The organism is Victivallis lenta (assembly GCF_009695545.1).
Taxonomy (GTDB): domain Bacteria; phylum Verrucomicrobiota; class Lentisphaeria; order Victivallales; family Victivallaceae; genus Victivallis; species Victivallis lenta.
Map to the genome: position 1 here is coordinate 38,102 of NZ_VUNS01000032.1, position 19,673 is coordinate 57,774.

The 19,673-nt window shown below is 57.8% G+C and carries 10 protein-coding genes; 7 read left to right on the top strand and 3 right to left on the bottom strand.

The genetic code is table 11. From position 1 onward, the window contains the following. Positions 1–97 precede the first annotated feature (97 nt). Both FYJ85_RS19805 and FYJ85_RS19810 read right to left on the bottom strand, forming a co-directional pair. Positions 98–1,543 carry an alpha-amylase gene (locus tag FYJ85_RS19805; RefSeq protein ID WP_154420451.1) on the bottom strand — a complete coding sequence of 482 codons (1,446 nt, stop codon included), beginning with the start codon at positions 1,541–1,543 and terminating at the stop codon, positions 98–100. A gap of 587 nt (positions 1,544–2,130) precedes the next feature. Next, complete coding sequence (locus tag FYJ85_RS19810; RefSeq protein ID WP_106051730.1) at positions 2,131–3,078, bottom strand: AraC family transcriptional regulator; 948 nt, start codon at positions 3,076–3,078, stop codon at positions 2,131–2,133. A 146-nt stretch (positions 3,079–3,224) separates the two neighbouring features. Between FYJ85_RS19810 and FYJ85_RS19815 the strand changes: the two genes are divergently transcribed. The 7 genes from FYJ85_RS19815 to FYJ85_RS19845 all read left to right on the top strand — a co-directional run bounded on the left by FYJ85_RS19815 (position 3,225) and on the right by FYJ85_RS19845 (position 18,877). After that, positions 3,225–5,297, top strand: a complete 2,073-nt coding sequence (locus FYJ85_RS19815; RefSeq protein WP_154420453.1) for a sodium:solute symporter family protein — start codon at positions 3,225–3,227, stop codon at positions 5,295–5,297. Positions 5,298–5,478: 181 nt separating this feature from the next. Further along, positions 5,479–6,321: a prepilin-type N-terminal cleavage/methylation domain-containing protein gene (locus FYJ85_RS23360; RefSeq protein ID WP_177994591.1), complete on the top strand. Its 843-nt coding sequence runs from the start codon at positions 5,479–5,481 to the stop codon at positions 6,319–6,321. Positions 6,322–6,349: 28 nt separating this feature from the next. Then, the gene (locus tag FYJ85_RS19825; RefSeq protein ID WP_154420455.1) at positions 6,350–10,360 is read left to right on the top strand and encodes a DUF6259 domain-containing protein; all 4,011 of its coding nucleotides are present in this window, start codon (positions 6,350–6,352) and stop codon (positions 10,358–10,360) included. Positions 10,361–10,374: 14 nt separating this feature from the next. Continuing rightward, positions 10,375–12,927 carry an alpha-L-rhamnosidase gene (locus FYJ85_RS19830; RefSeq protein WP_154420457.1) on the top strand — a complete coding sequence of 851 codons (2,553 nt, stop codon included), beginning with the start codon at positions 10,375–10,377 and terminating at the stop codon, positions 12,925–12,927. A 72-nt stretch (positions 12,928–12,999) separates the two neighbouring features. Beyond that, positions 13,000–15,678 (top strand): glycosyl hydrolase family 2 protein, encoded by a 2,679-nt coding sequence (locus tag FYJ85_RS19835; protein WP_154420459.1) that lies wholly within the window; start codon positions 13,000–13,002, stop codon positions 15,676–15,678. 27 nt (positions 15,679–15,705) lie between these two features. After that, positions 15,706–16,971, top strand: coding sequence for a glycoside hydrolase family 1 protein (locus FYJ85_RS19840; RefSeq protein WP_154420461.1), 1,266 nt, complete (start codon positions 15,706–15,708; stop codon positions 16,969–16,971). 232 nt (positions 16,972–17,203) lie between these two features. Beyond that, positions 17,204–18,877, top strand: coding sequence for a transposase (locus FYJ85_RS19845; protein WP_206213344.1), 1,674 nt, complete (start codon positions 17,204–17,206; stop codon positions 18,875–18,877). Positions 18,878–18,924: 47 nt separating this feature from the next. Here FYJ85_RS19845 and FYJ85_RS19850 read toward each other — a convergent pair whose 3' ends face one another. Beyond that, positions 18,925–19,128 (bottom strand): hypothetical protein, encoded by a 204-nt coding sequence (locus FYJ85_RS19850; RefSeq protein ID WP_154420465.1) that lies wholly within the window; start codon positions 19,126–19,128, stop codon positions 18,925–18,927. Positions 19,129–19,673: the final 545 nt, after the last annotated feature.

Genomic DNA, 19,673 nt, shown 5'->3' on the forward strand with positions numbered 1-19,673 from the left:
CCTCAACAGGATAAATTTCTCTCTTGAAAGCAGTGGGGGTCCGGTTGGAAGCAGTCAGTCACCGGAGAATCTCCCCGTCACCCCGGCGGAAACGGATTTACTGCCTGACCCAGACCGACACCGAGCCGCCGTTGCAGCGGAATTCGGCGCTGCCGTCGTCATCGATGACGACGGTCTCTTCCCGGTTGCCGGTGATGTCGCGGAAAGTCGCTCCCCGGAACTTCTCCCCGACATACATGCGCTTGCTTCCTTCTCCGCCGTTGGTCATGACGCAGGCGAGGCCGGAATTTTCATGCCAGTCGTCGCCCTCGCGCGTCCAGCCGATCGTATTCGCGTGGTCGAAGTAATCGTTCTGCCTGCCGTACGCGCAGCGTCTCCGGGCTTCAAGCAGCGGGAGCAGCCCGGGGCGCATATCCGGAATTTCATCGTGGGGAATTCCATACCAGTCGCCGTAGAAAACACACGGATACCCCTCCTGACGCAGCAGGATCAGCGCATACGCAAGCTGGCGGAACCAGCCCTGCACCCACGATTCGAGCGACTGCCCGGGCTGGCTGTCATGATTATCCACGAAAGTGACGGACTTGGCCGGATTGTCTTTCGTCAGCGTATTGTCGAAGATGGTCCGCATATCGAACTTGTTTCCCTCGTTCGAAGCCTTCAGGAAATTGTAATGCAGCGGCACATCGAACAGCGACAGCGCGCCGACCGTGGTATCGAGGTAATGCTTCAGCGCATCCAGATCCGGACTCCAGTACTCCCCGACCGTGAACAGCTCTTCGCGTTCCTTTCGGCGCAATGCATCGAGCCAGTCGTGATAGAAGGTAAATTCCATATGCTTGACCGCGTCGAGACGGAAACCGTCTACATCGGTCTTCTCAAGAAACCATTTTCCCCAGCGGGTCAGCTCTTCGATGACCTCCGGGTTATTCAGGTCCACATCCGCGCCCATCAGGTAATCGTAGTTGCCGTTCTCGCGGTCGACGTTCTCCTGCCACTCCTTGCCGCGGAATTTGAAAACGCCGTTGTCGTCGTGCTTCGCATCATGGTCGACCGCGATGAAATGGTTCCAGTGCCATTCGAAATCGGAATATTTTTTGTTGCGGCCCGGAAACATGAAGTGCGTGTACGCTTCGATCTTCCTGCTCCGCTCCCCGAGCTGCTCTTCGCGATTGTCGGGCTTGTACTCTTTGGCCATCGCCTCTTCGGCTTCGTCCCCGCCCATCCGGTGATCCAGGACGATATCGGCGTAGACCTGCAGGCCGCTCTCGTGGCAGGCCCGGATTGCGGCAAGCAGCTCTTTCAGGGTTCCGTACCTGGTCGGGACGGAGCCTTTCTGGTCGAATTCGCCGAGGTCATACAGATCATAAACCGCATAACCGACGTCCTCCGCTCCGGAATTTCCCTTGTAACAGGGCGGAATCCAGACGCCCGTAATTCCCGCCGAAGCCAGCTCCGGCGCCTCCTTCTCCAGTTGCTTCCACAGCATTCCGGACGGCAGATACCATTCGAAATACTGCATCATCGTACCGTTTCCGCTCATGTTCTCCTCCTCATGGCGTTCTCTGAACCGGACGCTCTCCACTTCATCCGGATCAGGTGGCTGCAAGTATTTGCATTAATTATTATACACAAGGAAACAAAACAATTCAAACGTGTTTTTATCAAAAACAAGACAAAATATCATAATCAGTTGATTATAAACACAAAAAAATCAAACCTTAAACTAAAAAAGAGTTTTCCGGGCGGAATATCCTCTTATTTTTCGCCAAAGAAGCAAATAGTTATTTTTATCATATATATCCCGACACTGCCGCCGGCTCCGGCCCTTCCATGTTTCCGGCGCCGTGATGATTACAGGTGCAGACAGCCGCCGGCGCCTGCCGCGGGGAGCTTTCAGAACGGAAGGAAAATCGACTTTCCCGCCGGATTCCACGGTTGCGGCAAAAGCGGGGATGTTGTTGAAATGGGGCGGAGAGTATGGAGCGGCCGACGGGCGGCGGCTCAGAATAAGGCGGATTCCCGGTGCCGTATTTGACAATAGTGCAAACTCCGCCTGCTGTCGCGCTCCGTCCGGTCCGGCGATCACCTGTGCCGAGGTTCGGACGGCGGCATTCCTGTTCCGCGGCGTCATATGTCGCCGATTTCCTCCAGGGTCTGCATGCCGTGAATGACCTGCCGGGGGCCGTGCGCCTGAGCACGGTAGTTTTTCGGGGAAACACCGACCTGCCTGCGGAATTGCCGCGAAAAATAGAGCGAGTCGGAAAAGCCGGTCGCCGCCGCGATTTCGCCGATGTTCATATCGGAACGGATCAGGAACTCCATCGCCTTGCGAATCCGCAGATTGAGCAGCCATTGCATCGGAGAGGTTTTCATCTCCTCGCGGAACTTCCGGAAAAACGAACTTTCCGACAAATTGGCCAGCCGCGCCAGCCTGGGCAGGCTGATCTCCTCCTGATAATTGCGGCGCATGAACGCAACCGCAATTCCGATGTCGCTGTTGAAACGCTCCCTCTCCACATAGCTGCAGGATTTGCGCAGCACCAGCACCAGCAGATTCAGCAGATGCGAGATCAGCAGAAGCTCCGCGCCGACACTCCGCTGCCGGCTTTCCATCGCCATCGCGTGCAGCAGGATATCGAGTTCCGCGAGCGTGGCGGAGTCCACGCAGAGTTCACGGCGTTCCTCCGCCGGACAAAAGAGCAGCGGGTAGCCGGCCAGTCCGCTCAGGGATTTCCGGTAGGGGCGCAGAATCTGCGAGTCGAACATGAAATTCATCAGCGTCAGCGGCTCGGAATACTCATAGGCATGGCTTTCGCCCGGATGAAGCAGAAAAACGCTGCCGGGGCGCAGCGGCAGTTTCTGGCTGTCGGTCAGGTGGGTCCCGGCGCCGCGCAGAACGACCGCAAGCTCATAAAAGTTATGCTTGTGATACTGCGTGTGGGACAGTTCCTTTTCCCAGTCGTTCATAAAATGAACCGATTTCAGCGCCGTGGCGTGATAGCCTCCGGAATAAGCCTTGAGCTTCAGACAGTAAATCGACGGGGCGCGCTTTCCGGTTTTGCCAGGAAAATCCATGTTTTTAAGAGTATCGTGTTTGTGTTTCTTCTGGTCTCACGGTACAATATAGCCCGTAATCAAACCAATTGCAAACAGTTTCACGAACACGTCATCCGGCCGGAAGACCGGAACGGCGGAAAACCAAATCGGAAAGGAGCCCCTCCATGCAACTGCTCGACTGGGGAATTGTCGGAGCTTTGCTGCTCATACTGACGGCCACACTGATCATCAGCCGGCGCCAGGTCAAAAGCACGGCGGATTTTCTTGCCGCCAACCGCTGCGCGGGCCGGTATCTGCTGGCCGTCACAGACGGCATCGCCGGCATCGGCGCGATTTCGATCATCGCGACATTCGAACAGTATTATATCGCGGGATTCTCCCCGGTCTGGTGGGGATTTCTTTCCGGGCCGATCGCCCTGCTCATGTCGATCTGCGGCTGGGTTTATTACCGCTTCAGGGAGACGCGCTGCTTTACGATGGCGCAATTTTTCGAGGTGCGCTACAGCCGCCGCTTCCGGGTGTTCAGCGGAATGCTGGGATGGCTCTCCGGCGTGCTGAACTACGGGATATTCCCGTCGGTTTCGGTCAAATTCTTCATGTTTTTCTGCAGGCTGCCCGACAGCTTCCAGATCGCCGGGATTCCCTTTGTTTTCAGTACCTATGTGTGTTTGCTCCTTTTCGTCATCTCGCTCGGCGTCACGTTCGCCATCTGCGGCGGACAGCTTGCGATCATGCTGACCGACTTCATCCAGGGAACGTTCTGCAACCTCGTCTTCCTGGTCCTGATGATCTTCATGGTCATGCAGTTCAACTGGGAGACGATTTTCGAGACGCTGACCGTGCATGCGGCGGAGAATCCGGGGCAGTCGCTTTTCAACCCCTTCGACACGACCGGAATCCGGGATTTCAACATCTGGTTCTTCCTGATGGGCATTGTGCTGGTGGTGCTGACCAGCGGCACCTGGCAGGGACAGTCGGGCTATGCGGCCGCCGCCAAAAGCGCGCACGAAGCGAAAATGGCGCGTTTTCTCGGAGTGTGGCGGCAGCTGGTGCAGTGGGCTTTGCTGCTTTTCATCCCGATTTGCGCCTTCACTTTCTTCAACAGCCCGCAATACGCCGACAGCGCGCAGACGGTTGCGGAAACACTCGGAACGCTTCACGGACAGGAGGCCAGCCAGGCGCGCGTGCCGCTGTTCCTCTCCCATATCCTGCCGCCCGGACTGCTCGGGCTGTTTGCGGCGCTGATGCTGGCGGCGATGCTGTCGACCGACGACTCCTATATGCACAGCTGGGGCTCCATCTTCGTGCAGGATGTGATCATGCCCTTCCGCAAGAAACCGTTCACTGAAAAACAGCATATCCTGCTGCTGCGGCTGTCGATCGTCTTCGTCGGAATCTTCGCTTTCTTCTTCAGCTGGCTCTTCAAGCAGACCGAATACATTCTGCTTTTTTTCCAGATCACCGGCGCGATTTTCACGGGCGGCGCGGGCGCGGTGCTGATCGGCGGCCTGTACAGCCGGAGCGGTTCGACGCTCGGCGCCTGGGTGGCGATGATCCTCGGCTCGGGGCTGGCGCTCGGCAGCATCGCGCTGCAGCAGTGCTGGCCGGCCCTCGCTCCGGCAGTGGCCGAATATGTGCCGGACTCCGCTGCACAGTGGCTGCTTGCCCGCCGGGAACGCTTCCCGGTCAACAGCCAGATCCTCGCATTTGCGATCACCCTGACCGGATTCGCAAGCTATTTCATCGTTTCGTATATCGACCGCAAGGTGCACGGCACGAAATATTTCAATCTTGAGAAGATGCTCCACCGCGGCAAGTACGACCTCTCCGGCGAACACCGGGAGGTATGGTCCGCCGGCAGGATCTGGAAGATTTTCGGGCTGACCGACGAATTCACCCGTTTCGACCGCCTGCTCTTCTTCGCGTCGCTCCTGTGGACTTTGCTCTGGACGGCCGCTTTTGTCGCCGGAACGCTCGGCCACTTCGTTTTCGGCTGGCAGCCGCTGCACTGGCTGCGGCTGTGGCGGGGATATGTGATGCTGGGCTTCGGGCTCGGAATCGGCACAACCATATGGTTCCTGATCGGAGGTTCCGCCGATGTGGTGAAGCTGTTCCGCGCGCTGCGCACCCGGAAGCGCAACGACGCGGACGACGGACGGGTCGTCGACGGCCGCAACGCCGGAGAGGAAATTTCCGCCGGCGGCACGGAAACGGCAACGGGTTCCTCCGGTGATTGAACGTCCCGGGCCGGCAAACCTGCCGGCCCGGAGCAGAACATTTCCAATTGGCAGAAAAATCCATATTTATGAAAGGATAACACTTGTTGTCAGATTGATCTCATAGTATAATATGATTGTCGTGCAATTGATCCGTCAAGTCTATCGACTCTTTGATAAAAGTCAGAAAGGAACATCCACCATGAAAACAAAACCGATCGCAAATCAACTCCATGAGGAGCATAATTTTTTCCCGCGTGCCGTCCCGGCGGCCGCCGCCCGCCGATTCACCCTCATCGAACTGCTCGTGGTAATCGCGATCATCACGATTCTGGCGGCCATGCTGATGCCGGCCCTGAACCATGCGCGCAGCACAGCAAAGGGAGCCAGCTGCAAAAACAACCTCAAGCAGTGCATGCTCGCCACCGCGCTTTACGCAGACGACAGCAATGGCGTCGTCATCCTGAAGAAATGGGGCGCCGGGTTTCAGACTCTGCTCGGCAGCATGGTGCTCGGCAATTACATCGAGGACTGGCAGATCAATGCTTTTCCCCGGCGCCTGCCGTCGTTCAAGGTGGCCGCCTGTCCGGCGGTTCCGGCCGATTTCGACCTCGCCGATCCGGCCTCGATGGAAAATGAAGGCAGGAATTTCACAGCCCTTTACGGAGTTCCCGCCAGCGCGGAAGGCGGCGACGAGAACAGCCGGTATTACACGCCGAGCTACGCCGACAATCCGGAAGCCTTTGTCAGGCGGCCGTCGGATTGGAACGGAGAAGGGACGATCGTCTCTTTCACGAAAATCAAAAATGCGTCCAGTTTCCTGATCTATGCCGATACCTGGAACAGCAGCAACAAGCAGACCGGCTGGTTCTTCTTCGGGGGGGAAGGCGACAATATCGATCTGCGCCACAGCCAGAAAGCCAATGCCGGCTGGGCCGACGGCCACGTGGACGGAATCCGGAAGGGCGATATCGGCGAATGGGCGTCGGCGGGAAAAGTTTACGGCTGCTACTACCGGCTGAACGGCGCTTCCCTCAAATTCTGACCATTCACGCCGCAGAAAGGATATCATCGTGTTGATCATACTGAAAAAAGTTACGATTTCCGCCTTGGGACTGGCCGCATTGCTGCCGCTGGCCGGAGCGGAGTGGCGGGTGGAATCCCCCCTCCCCGGCATTCTGGAGCTGGCCAACGACGGCAATCAATGGGGCGGCCTGAATCCCTTCGACGTTCTGCCCTGCAACGGCTCCGGCTGTATTGCGAAAAAGGAATTCCCGCTGGATAAACTGCCGGCCGGAAGTCTCGAAAAGGCGGACAAGGTCTATCTGAAGCTGCATATCGGCGTATTCGACCAGAGCACGGAGCTCAATCCGAATGCGCCGAACGGCCTCACCGAGCGCTTCCGGATCAGTTTTGACGGCGGCGGCGACCTGGTGCTCAGCACCTCCGATCCGCGGCTGCCGGCCCGCAGCGCGACTTCCGGCAGACTCAACGACTGGGTCGAGATTCCGATCGACAAGTCGCTGCTGCTCAACCGCGACAGGATCGCCATATCGGTCGCCAAGGTCGATGACGGAGACGATTTCATCTACCCCAGCGTCGACCGGAGCGTGGAGAATACCGCCAGCTCCGTCAGCCGCGACGGCGGAAAAAACTGGAGCCGCGACTGGAACCGTGAACAGAACCAGCCGTGCGGCGAATTCATGATGCGGCTCAAGCTTGCCGACACGGAGGAGCAGACGGCCTCCTGGCGGGTGGACTCCCCGCGGCCCGGCGTGCTTGAGCTGGCCAACGACAACAACAGCTGGGGCGGGCTGAACCCCTTCGACGTCCTGCCCTGCAACGGTCCCGGCAGCATTGCCGCGAAAGTGTTCCCGCTGACGAAGCTCCCCGCCGGAAGTCTCGAAAAGGCGGAAAAGGTCTATCTGAAGCTGCATATCGGCGTATTCGATTACAGTACGGAGCTCGACAGGGAAGCGCCGAACGGCCTCACCGAGCGCTTCCGGATCAGCTTCGGCGGCGGCGGAGAGCTGGTGCTCAACACCTCCGATCCGCGGCTGCCGGCCCGCAGCGCGACTTCCAACAGACTCAATGACTGGGTCGAGATTCCGATTGACAAGTCGCTGCTGCTGAATCGCGAGGAGATTTCGATTTCGATAGCCAAAGTCGATGACGGAGACGATTTCATCTATCCCGGCATCGACCGGAGCGTGAAGAATACCGCCAGCTCCGTCAGCCGCGACGGCGGGAAAAGCTGGAGCAGCGACTGGAACCGTGAACAGAATCAGCACTGCGGCGAATTCATGATGCGGCTCAAGCTCTCCAGCGTCGGCGAACAGGGAACCGCTGAATGGACGGCCGGGAACGGCATCGTCGGGGACCCCGAACAACTGTTCGCGTATGCGGCGGACGAAGGGGAGCTCTTCCGTCTGGAATTGCGGCGGCACTGGGATGAATCACGGCCGCTGACCCTTGCGTTTACCACGGAGCCGGATGCCGAATTCTCCGCGGTTGACGAAAAGGGCGCCGCGGTCGCTTTCACCCGCAGCGGCAATACGCTGAGCTTCAACACGGGAGTTCCGTTCGCCGTCGAGTGCCGCAACGGCAGGGTGCGGTCGGTGAAGGCGTCGTTCGCTCCCGCCCGGGAGTGGCCCGCCGCCCGTCCCGATATGACGCCCGAAGTGAACGCCCCCGCCGGCGCGCGTACCGGCGTCGCCCCCTCATGCCGGATCGACAATTCGACCGCCATCCTTGAAAATGAGGCGATTCGGGCGGAATTCCAGCTTGCTCCCGCACTGGCGCTCAAGAGCCTGTTCTGTGCGGAAGTCAATAAAAACATCCTGAAAGCCGCAGATGAAACCCGGATTTTCCGCATCCATGCCGGCGGCAGGACCTACGACGCCCGGGACGGAAAAGTGACGTCGGTCAAGCCGCTGTCGAACGGTTTTCAGGCGGTCGTTCTTCTGGAAGAACCCGGACTGGAATGCACGGTTTCGGTCATCGCGGAACGGGACGAGCTGCGTTTCAAGCTCGACGTCGTCAACCGCGGGGAGTCCGGCGCCGACTTTGCACTGGCCTTTCCGCATCTGGACGGGATCACGCTTTCCGCGAAGCCGGAAGACGATTTCTATCTCTTTCCCTTCGGCGGCGGCATCATCGGCGGCGAAAACTGCCATTTCCGCAGCGCCTACGGCCAGAACGACGCATGGTGGCAGATGGTCGATCTCTTTTCGCGCACTTCCGGCGGCGGCGTCTATCTGCGCGGCGACGACCCGGACGCCTCCTACAAGTTTCTGAACCTGCGCAAGGGAAAAGGGGTGAAGCACCCCGACCTGTACCGCCTCTGCACCGGCACCACGCCCGGATTTTTCGAGTCGGAGCATCACTGGCCGCACGCCCTTTCCGAAGGCGATTATGCGGGCATGGCGATCGACTATGCCGAACGCCCCTGCGCCCCCGGCGTGAAAGTCACCCTGCCGGACGCCGTGATCGGCACCCATGCGGGCGGCTGGAAAGCGGCGATGCAGCGTTACGCCGACTGGGCGGCCGGTGTCTGGCCCCGGCAGGCCTTCCCCGGCAAGCTTACCGGCCAGTGGAACTACCGCGCCGGCATGGGGCTCGGCTCCCCGCTCTGGAAAGACGGCAAATACGACACCTCCTATCAGGGGAAACACCACAAACGCCCCGCCGACATCTGGGAGCTGTGCAGCTGGTGGACTCTCTCCAGATCGCTCTACTGGAAGCTGCCGTTCGAGGAAATCGGCAGATTCGCCAAAGACCCGTGGGTGGAAAAGGTCCTGGTCTGGCGCGATCCGGCCACCGGTGAAAAAGTGCTTTCGTATGCGCTCGGCGATTATGACGGCTACAATCCGCAATGGGGCGGGCTCCCCGCTTTCCGGCAGCATATCCGGGACCTCAAAAAGGCCGATCAGGTGGCGCTGCTCTACTATGACGCGGTGCTGATGGACGCTTCCGCGAAAAATGCGAAGATGGTTCCCGAATTCGCGGTCATCAACCATCAGTACAAATGCGCTCCGGCGCACGATGTCGCCAATCCGACCACGCCTCCGGGAATCGTCGCCAAATTTCACCAGTACGCCATGTGCGTCAATGCCGAAAAGTTCGCCGATTACACGATCGACGACGTAGTCCGGGTCGTCGAGGAAACCGGGGTCGACGGCGTGCGCCTCGACGAATTCGGCGGCGGCGGCCATCTCTGTTTCAGCACCATGCACAAGCACATCTTCTCCAACGAAGGCTGGGGCAACCCGGTGCTTCAGGCGGTCGCCTGCATCACGCGCGGCATCCGGGAGAAGCTCGGCCGCTCCGGCAGAGAGGTGCTGCTGCTGACCGAGTTTCCCGGCCACGACATGCTGGTTTCCACGCTTGACGGCGCCCTGTGTTATGACGGCATCAGCCGCCGGAGCTTCGCCCGTCCGGCCCAGATCAATCTGCTGCGCTTCTATTTCAGGAACTGCAAACTCTTTGAAATCATCGAGGATGCGGGCGACCACAAACCCGCCCCGTGGGATCTGTGGCTGTGGAACGCGGTCGGCGTCTACAATTCCGGCGAATACCCCGATCACATCCGCTCGCTGCTGCTCGACAACAACGACGCCTTTGACCTCGGCGAACTGGAACCGCTGGTCGATACCGTCTGCGACGGCGTCTACGCCAACCGGTTCACCTCCGGCCGGAAGCGGATATGGACGCTTTTCAACGCGACCGGACATACCGTCGACCGGCCGCTCCTGAAGCCGGAAGGCAGCGGCGACGTCCACTATGTCGAGCTGACGACCGGCCGGGAACTCGCGTTGCGGGACGGGCAGCTTTCCTGCCGGATGCGCCCGCAGAGCACCATCGCCATTGCGGAATATCCCCGGCTTCTTTCCCTGAAAGACGGAAAGCTTCAGGTGAAGGAGATGCCCGCCGGAGCGAAGCTCGTCGCCTCGGACGCCGATGGCCGGAAAAGCGTGGAGCTGACTTCCGGAGCCCCCCTGCCCGACCTTGCCGGAACCGACCGGATCAAGCTCGTCGGAGCCGACGGAATCGTGCTGGACATCCGTCACCGGGATTCTCTGTGAAGTAAAAAGACCCCATGAGTATTCTGGCTGTAACCGGGGTGCAGGTCAACGACCGCGACTGCACCGGGGAGCTTCTTTTCGTCGCGTCGCCGCAGGTGGAGTTCTCCTGGCGCATCGAAACGGATTCTCCCGGCTCCCGGCAATGCGGTTATCAGATCGTGGCCACCGACGCGGACGGACGGTTGCTCTGGGACTCCGGACGGGTCGCCGGGAACGCCTGCCGGGGAGTTCCGTGGCGGGGCGCCGGGCTGAAAGCCGGCGACCGGGTCAGCTTCCGCATCCGCGTTTTCGACCGGACCGGCAACCCGTCGCCCTTTTCCGTGGAGAATGCGTTTGCGGTCGCACTCCAGTCGCCTGCCGACTGGAACGGCGCGCGCTGGGTCCGGTTTGCCGGGAATCGCTGTGCGGCGGCGGCTCCGGCCCCGCACTTCCGGCGCGAGTTCACCGTCGGCGACGGTTTGCGCCGGGCGGTGCTCTCGATCACGGCGCGCGGGGTTTTCGAGCCGTCTCTGGACGGAACCCGGATCGGCGGCGATCTTCTCGCCCCCGGCTGGACCGATTTCAGGAAACAGATTCAGTTTCTTTCCTGCGATCTGACCGACCGCCTGCCGCCGGGCAGACACGCGCTCGGGGTGATCCTGGCGGAAGGCTGGTGCTGCGGCAACCTCACCGTGCTGCGGATGCGCAACGTCTATCATCCGCACCCGGAGCTGCTTGCGCATCTGGAGCTGGTCTACCGGGACGGACGGCGCGAATCCGTGGTCACCGATTCCGGCTGGAAAACGGCGACCGGACCGATTCTCGGCTCCGATCTCTATGACGGAGAAGATTACGACGCCCGGCTGGAAATGCCCGGCTGGAATACTCCCGGCTTCGACGACGGCGCGTGGGAGGCCGCCCGCGAAAGCGGCGGAGTCGCGGAGACGCCCCGGCTCGTTCAGAAAAGCGCCCCGCCGGTCCGGTATATGCGGGAGCTGAAGCCGGTCCGGCTGCTGCGTCCGAAAAAAGACGTCTGCATCTGGGATTTCGGCCAGAACTTTTCCGGCACATTCCGGGTGTGTCCGCGCGGGATTCCCGGCAGGCGGTATACCTTTGCGACCGCCGAAATTCTGGAGCCGGACGGGTCGCTCTACACGCTGAATTACCGGGGAGCCCGTTCGCAGGACAGCTACATCTGCGCAGGTCCCGTGGAACAGGCCGCGGAATATGTGCCGAAGTTCACCTTCCACGGGTTCCGCTATCTGCAGATAGACGGCTGGCAGTTCGACCGGATTCCGCCGGAGGAGCTGGACGTTACCGCGCTGGTCATGTACAGCGCGATGCCGGATCGGTGCCGCTTTTCATGCGGCGACTCCGGCGTCAACCGGCTGTGGCTCAATGCTCTCTGGGGACAGCGCAGCAACTTTCTGGAGATTCCGACCGACTGCCCGCAGCGCGATGAACGGCTCGGCTGGACCGGAGACGCCCAGATTTTCGCTCCCGCGGCGATGCTGAATATGGACTGTCTGGCCTTTTTCCGGAAATATCTCCGCGATATCCGGGACGGTTTCACGCCGGAAGGCGCCGCCCCCTCGATCGCCCCGGCGGTGCTGCACATCAACGACGGCGCCGCGGGCTGGGGGGACGCCGTAACCCTGCTCCCCTGCGCCCTTTACCGCCACTACGGTTCGACGGCGGTGCTGACGGAGAATTATGAGGCGATGAAACGCGCTCTGAATTATCAGCTTTCCCGCTCGGAAGAGTTCATCATCGGCGGCGAAGGGCAGTTCGGCGACTGGCTCGCGCCGGAGGCAACTCCGCCGGACCTGGTGGCGACCGCTTATTTCGCCCATTGTGCGGAAACCGTCGCCGAGGCGGCCGGAATTCTGCGGATTCCCGGCGACCGCGATCATTTCCTGAAACTTGCCGAAAATGCGGGACGGGCGTTCCGGCAGAAGTTCACCGACGGCGCCGGCCTGGTCCGCCCGGCGACCCAGACCGCGCTGGTGCTGGCGCTGGCATTCGGGCTGGTCGCCCCCGGCACCGTTTCCGAAAATCTGGACCTGCTCGAGCAGCGGATTCGCGGCAACGGCACGAAACTTTCGACCGGATTTCTCGGCACCGCCCTGATCCTGCCGACACTGGCGCGCTTCGGCCGCACCCGGTGCGCCTGCGACCTGCTGCTGCAGGAGGAGTGCCCGTCATGGCTTTTTCAGGTCAGGCAGGGAGCGACGACGTTCTGGGAACGGTGGGACGGCTTTTCGCAGGAAAAAGGGTTCGGCGACGTCTCAATGAACAGTTTCAATCACTATGCCTACGGCGCGGTTTCCGAATTTCTGGTAAGCTGGCTGGCCGGAATCCATTACCGTCATGACGGTCTGGTTTTCGAAATCATTCCGGACCGCCGTTTCTCGCCGGTGAAAGCGGTGTTCGACTCCCCCTTCGGGCGCATCGCCAGTTCCTGGAGCTTGACGCCGGGGGGCGGACTGCACTGGGAAGCGGAAGTTCCTCCCGGACTCCCTGCTTCGGCCCGGCTGCCCGGCGGCCGCGAACTGCCGCTTGCCCCTGGCAGGCACACCTTAAGTTGATTTACGATCCGCAAGAAGATGGTATGTCAATACCATCGAAATATTAACGATTCCTTTCTCGTAGGAGATGGTATGATTTCTCAAAAAATTTCGGAATGTCTGTCAGACCGGACCGGCAGCTATCTGATCCCGCTGCTCTGGTATGCGGGGGAGAATGCGGAGCAGGTCAGGAAGGAGATGGATGCGATCCGCCGCGCGGGTATTTCGGAGTTCATCTTCGAAAATCGCGGCGGCGACTGGTTCTGCACAGAACCGTGGATGCGGCTTTTCGAGGAGGTCCTGCAATATGCCGCCGCCTGCCGGATGCGCGTCTGGCTGCTCGACGACTCGCATGTGAACACCGGCAGCGCGAACGACTCCCTGAAACGCCCGGAAAATGCGCCGTTCCGCCAGCAATGCCTGCGGATCGAACTGATGGATGTCGTCGGGCCGGTCTCCGCCGGAGCCGTTTTCCTGCCGGAACATACCACCGCCGAAACCATCCTCGCAATAGCGGCTTATCGCCGCGACGAGCGGAGCGGCGAGTGCATCGGCGCCCCTGTCGACCTGAGCGGCAACATCAAAGACGGCCTCTGCATGCTCGATCTGCCGGCCGGCATCTGGCGCATCTATTTCGTGATGACCGCCGATCCCGCCCGGCAGGGGATGTTCGCCAACTATATCACAATGGTCTCGGCAAGCTCCTGCCGACACCTGATCGACGAGGTGCACGAAAAAATCCATGACCGTTTTTCCGCTTATTTCGGCACGGTCTTCGCCGGATTTTTCTCCGACGAACCGGCGTTCGGCAACTGCGACGGCCAATATGGAGACGATTATGCCGAACACCGGATGGGCCAGCTCCGGCGGCTTTATCCGTGGAACGCCGACGTGGCCCGGCTCCTCGCGGCCAGGTGCCGGATGACCGAAAACGAGCTGGTGCTCCGGCTGCCCGCATTGTGGGACGCGGTATCCCCCGGCGACACCGCACTGCGGCTCGCCTATATGGACCTGATCACCGGCCTCTGGCGTGAAAATTACAGCTGCCGGCTGGGCGACTGGTGCGAGCAGCACGGCGTCGAATATATCGGGCATGTCCTCGAAGACGAGGGCGCACATATGCGCACCGGCTGGGGATGCGGACACTTCTTCCGGGCGATGGCCGGGCAGCACATGGCCGGCATCGACACCGTGCTCGGCCAGACGATTCCGGGAATCACCTCGGCGCCCCACGCGCTGAATCAGGGGACCCTGCTCAAGAATACACTCTTCTATCAGTACACCATGCCGAAGCTGGCGGTTTCGCTCGCCCGGCATAATCCGAGGATGCGCGGACGGTCGATCTGCGAGATTTTCGGAGCCTACGGCTGGAATGCCGGGTTGTCGTTCATGCGCGCGATCCTGAATTTTCACCTTGCTTCCGGGGTGAATCACTATATTCCGCACGCCTATTCGATGTGTCTGCCGGAGGTGTTCCGGGGGAATGCGGACGAACACAGGAACGGTGGCGGTTTCACGCCGCCGGGCTATTGCATGAGCTACCTCGCCCCGGCGTTTTACGCCGGCGGTTTCAATCCGCAATACGGGATTTTCTGCAAGCTGATGCGTTATGCCCAGCGGGTCTGCCATCTGCTCGCCGGCGGCGAACACCTGGCCGATGTCGCAATCTATTACAATGCGGAGGGCGACTGGGTCAATCAGGGGGCCGTGACATCCCTGGACGAGGTATGCGCGGCGCTGACGCGGGGAGGATTCGATTACGATATCCTCCCCGCCGACACGCTGCTGCGCGACGCCGAAGCGGAAAATTCCCGGCTGCGGGTCGGCCCGGCAAGTTACGGCGCGCTGATCGTTCCCGGCTCGACGGTCCTGCCGGAAAAGCTGCTGGAACGGTTTGAGGTTCTGGCGGCGCAAGGCGTTCCCCTGCTGTTCGCCGGAATACTGCCGGAACGTACCGAAGAGCCGGATTCCGCAGCAATAGCTTCCCTGCCCGGCAAACTGCGCGCCGTGCCGGTTCCGGCCCTGGCGGAACGGCTCGGCGGCATCAGCCCCGGACGGTTGCGGATCTCCCCGGCGATACCGGAACTGCGTTACTTCGGCATGCGCGGCGAAGACGGCGCAATTTATTATTTCTTCTGCAACGAAGGCCGGACTGACGCCCGGTTTCAGGTTGCCGCGACGCAGAACGCCGTTCTCTACGACCCGTGGGGAAACCGGCTTTTCCGGTTGACTGCGGGACCGGACGGCCTCCGGCTCACGGTGCGGCCGCAGGAACTGCTCGTCGTCGTTTTCAACCGGGACGAGCCCGGACTGCCGCTTTTCCTGCCCGGGGAAAAAGCGATGCGCGAACTGCCGCTGCGTTACCGAATCTCCCTGCGCGAAGCCGGAAATGCCGGGACGTTCCGGGTCATCCGCGAAAATTCAGAGGCGGTCAACCTCACCGTCGCGGAGAACCTGACTCGCTTCTGCGGAGAAATCCGTTATGAAGCCGAATTCGACTGGACCGGCGCTTCCGCGGAAACACTGGTGATTCCCGAATGCGGCGATTGCGCGGAACTCTGGCTGAACGGCAGCTATTGCGGCGCCGAAATCGGGCCGCAGTGCCGTTTTGAGATCGGCGGGAAGCTGAAACCGGGCCGCAATACGCTGCTGATCCGGACGGCGGACAATCCGGCCTATGCCGACCGGCCGACGGACGGCTCCGGTGTGCCGTGCGGCCGGGCGCTGCCCCTCTGCAAACACGGATTCACCGGAAACGTTTTCATTATATAACAGGTTTATCAGCAAAGGAATCATACCATGTACGATGTGTTCAGCCTGCCGGACTTCAGCTTTCCGGAAGGATTTCTGTGGGGCAGCGCCTCCGCGGGCCATCAGGTCGAAGGCGACAATATCCACAGCGACGCCTGGCATCAGGAACAGAAGGATAACAGGGAAGAACCCTCCGGGAAAGCCTGCGACAACTGGCGGCTTTTCCGCGAAGATGCGCGGCTGGTCGCTTCGCTGGGGCATCGGGCCTATCGCTACTCCGTCGAATGGAGCCGGGTGGAACCGGAAGAAGGCCGCTTCGACCAATCGGCGCTCGATCATTACAAGGAGATGAGCGAGCTGTTCAAGCAGTTCGGCGTCAAAACGTTCGTTACGCTGAACCACTTCACCGTTCCGCAATGGTTCGCGGCGAAGGGCGGCTTCTGGAAGCGCGAGAACCTTCCGTATTTTCTGCGCTATGCGGAAAAGGTCGTGAAAACCTTGACGGGGCTGGTCGACTTCTATCTGGTCATCAATGAATCCACCCATACCAGAATCGACACGCAGCTGGGTTTCAACCATCTGGTCGCCCACGCCCGGACCTACCGCCTGATCAAATCGCTGTGCAATGTGCCGGTCAGCTCGGCGCATATGGCGACACAGACCTTCCCATACCGCTATTATGACGAGCTGGACCGGGTCATGGCGGCGTACCGGGATTTTCAGTATAACGGCTGCTTCCTGCACGCGATCGCCACCGGCGAACTGATTTCGCCGTTCGGTGAAGCGGAGGAGTGTCCGGAACTCAAGGGAGCGGCGGACTATTGGGCAGTCAACCTTTATACGCGGGAACTCATCGATTCCCGCCGGAAAGATCTGTCCGCTTCCCGTTTCCCGCACAAGAAACTGCGGATGATCGACAAGGATTTCTATCTGGAGGAGATGTATCCCGAAGGCATGACCGCCATGCTGGAACGCTTTCGCGACAAGCCGATTTACATTACGGAGAACGGCTGCAGCTGCAACGACGACCGCTTCCGCATCGTCTACCTGGCTCTTTACCTTTCAGCGGTGCATGACGCGCTCAAGCGGGGCATGGATGTGCGCGGCTATCTCTACTGGTCGCTGATGGACAACTACGAATGGAGTTCCTTCCTGCCCCGCTTCGGTCTCGTGAATGTGGACTTCAAGACCTTTGAACGGACTCCGAAGCCGAGTGCCGCATTTTACCGCGAAATCATTGAAAACAACGGCTTTTCGCAGGAGATACTGAGAAAATACCTGCATGAGCTCCCGACACTGGAAATAACCTGCTGAGAATATACGTCCGCCGCTCCCGGTTCATGACCCGACTCTCCGGAGCAGCAGGCAAGGAGCCGCTTCGGGTTACCAGCCCGGAGAAAAGAAGCTTCTGAAAATCCGGAACAGAAATTTTACATCTAAAATACGAAAAGGGGCTGTTGCAAAACCTCATAAGGTATGCGACAGCCCTTTTTCTTTTGAATCTCGGTAAAATTGTGTATAATAAGGCTATGATCAGGAGATGACCATGGCCTATTTTACAAATTTTCAGGACTATTTGTTTCTTTGCTCAGATCTATCATCTGAGGAAAAGCAGAAACTCGATAATTATCTCTGGATTTTAGAGTACTCGGGCGTAAGTCGAATAATAGCAGAAACAGTAACGAAAAGCATCGAAAAAGGCGGAAGACCATCTCATAATCCGTTTCGTTTATTTTCCGCCATGTTATTTGCATTTTCTAAACATTCGGGAAGTCTTCGGCGCATTGAAGACAGCATTCGATTTGACACACGTTTTATGTATTTGATGGAACAAAAGGTTCCGTCATATTCCACAATTTCCAGGTTTTACAACAACATAGTTGTTGCAAGACAGCGAGAAATATTCTCATGTATCATGAAAGAGATTGTTCGGAAATATAACATTGACATATCTGAAGTCTTTATCGACGGAACAAAGCTTGAAGCCAATGCCAATAAATATAAATTCGTCTGGAAGCCTAGAAAAAAGCATGATAAGCTAAACGAAGGCCTCAGATCAATTATTTCTGCCTATTTTCATTTGCCGCCAGGGAAAAAAGAATTTATATCGAAAGAAGTAGCTCAATTTCTCTCTATGCTCAAGCAGAAAATTACAGATAGAAACATTTCTGTTGTAAGTGGTTCAGGGCATCGACAGACGCAGATTGTCAAAGATTATCATTCATTGGAGAAAATGTTATTGAAAACATTGCAATATGAAGAAATTGAAGCGATTTGCGGCACTGAACGGAATTCTTATTACAAAACAGACAAAGATGCAACAGCAATGTGCTTGAAAACGGATTATTATTCAGGTCTCGGAAGTAACATGCATGCCGCGTATTCTCTTCAAATTGTAGTTTCGAAAGGACTAATCCTGGATTATCTTGTGTCCCAAGATAGATCCGACAGTAAGACTTTTATACCTCTACTTAACAACTATCATGCAGACTATGGTTCTTTCCCGGAAAAGTTGTGCGCAGATAGTGGATATGGTTCGTTGGATAACTACAGATATATGGCTGCTGAGGGCATAGAAAACTATGTCAAACCGCAGATTTGGCAGAAGATGGTTCGCGGAGAATATATCGATCTATACAGTTTCGATGAAGAACAAAACCTGATTTGTTTGAACGGCAGAAAGGCAGTTAAACTTGATAGTTATGGAACTCATTCCAGAGGGAAAGGAACCAAGTTTTATCATATTGAGAATTGCAACGAATGTAAATTTAAACCGTATTGTATGAGATGTGTTGCTGATAAAGAACGCCAAGATAGAGTTTTTGAGGTATGTTACGAACTGTATGAATTCAAGAAACAAGCGGTACAAAATCTACTTTCGCCGAAAGGAATTGAAATGCGTATCAATCGTTCATCCCAAGTAGAAGGAACTTTCGGCGTTATAAAGCAGGATATGGATTATGAAAGGGTCAGCCGAAAAGGTCTCGATAATGTCAGTGCTGAGTGTATGCTCGTTTGTCTGGGATATAACATCCGCAAGTTATTTTCTTTTTTTGAAGGAAAAGGAAAAACAGATTACTGGATTGCACCAGCAGATCTTGAGCCAGAAGTTCCAAAGAAAGCTAATCTGAAAAGACTCATGAAGAAGCAATTAATGGGGCAAAATGAAATGCTGAGAGAGTCTTATAAATATGGAAAAAGGGCGGCTGCAAAACCATGAGGTTTTGCAACAGCCCCTTTTCATATTTCCCGTCAGGAAGCCAATCGTTATTTCTTGACATTCTCGGAGAGATTATCAAGCGCTTTGGAACCTTCCTTGGCGACATCGCCGACGCCGTCCTGAACAGCCTTCACTCCGTTTTCGACGGCGTCACCGGCTTTCTCGGCAGTCGTTTTTTCTCCACAGCCGCAGAACACGGCAAGGACGGCAACCGCCATGACCGGCAAGACCAATTTACGCAACATACCCATCTTCCACCTCCTCATGTTGATTATTCGGCCGGAATCGGCCTTTGGATTTAAAATAATCCACCTTTGCCGAAAGTCAACTGAATCTTCCGGAAAATGATTGCAGGATTTATATCATCATATAAAAAATTTCCTGTAAAAAAAACGCACAGAGGGGAAGTCGCTTTTTCGTAGCCTCCGTTTCCACTCCAGTTCGGCCGGGGAACGGACCGGCCATTCCGGCCGAGTCGCATTTCATCCGTCCAGGCCTCCCGAAGCCGGCACCGTACTTCAGGCAACCCGAAAAGCCATCCCACTCCTTTCGGCATTGACAGAATACGAAATATCATTCATGCGAATCAGTTGACAAACATGAAATTCTAAAAAACGGACAAAAATCGAATATTATACTCTTGATTATTGCAAAAATTGTTTTATTATATGGGTCTTCACGGGAATTTGTGGGTAAATCAGCGTGAGATACATCAGAACCCGTCGTCAGTCAAGCGGCAATCCGGCATAACCGCTCCCGTTGGTCGCTTTTATTCCGTTTGCCGTTTGACAGCCGC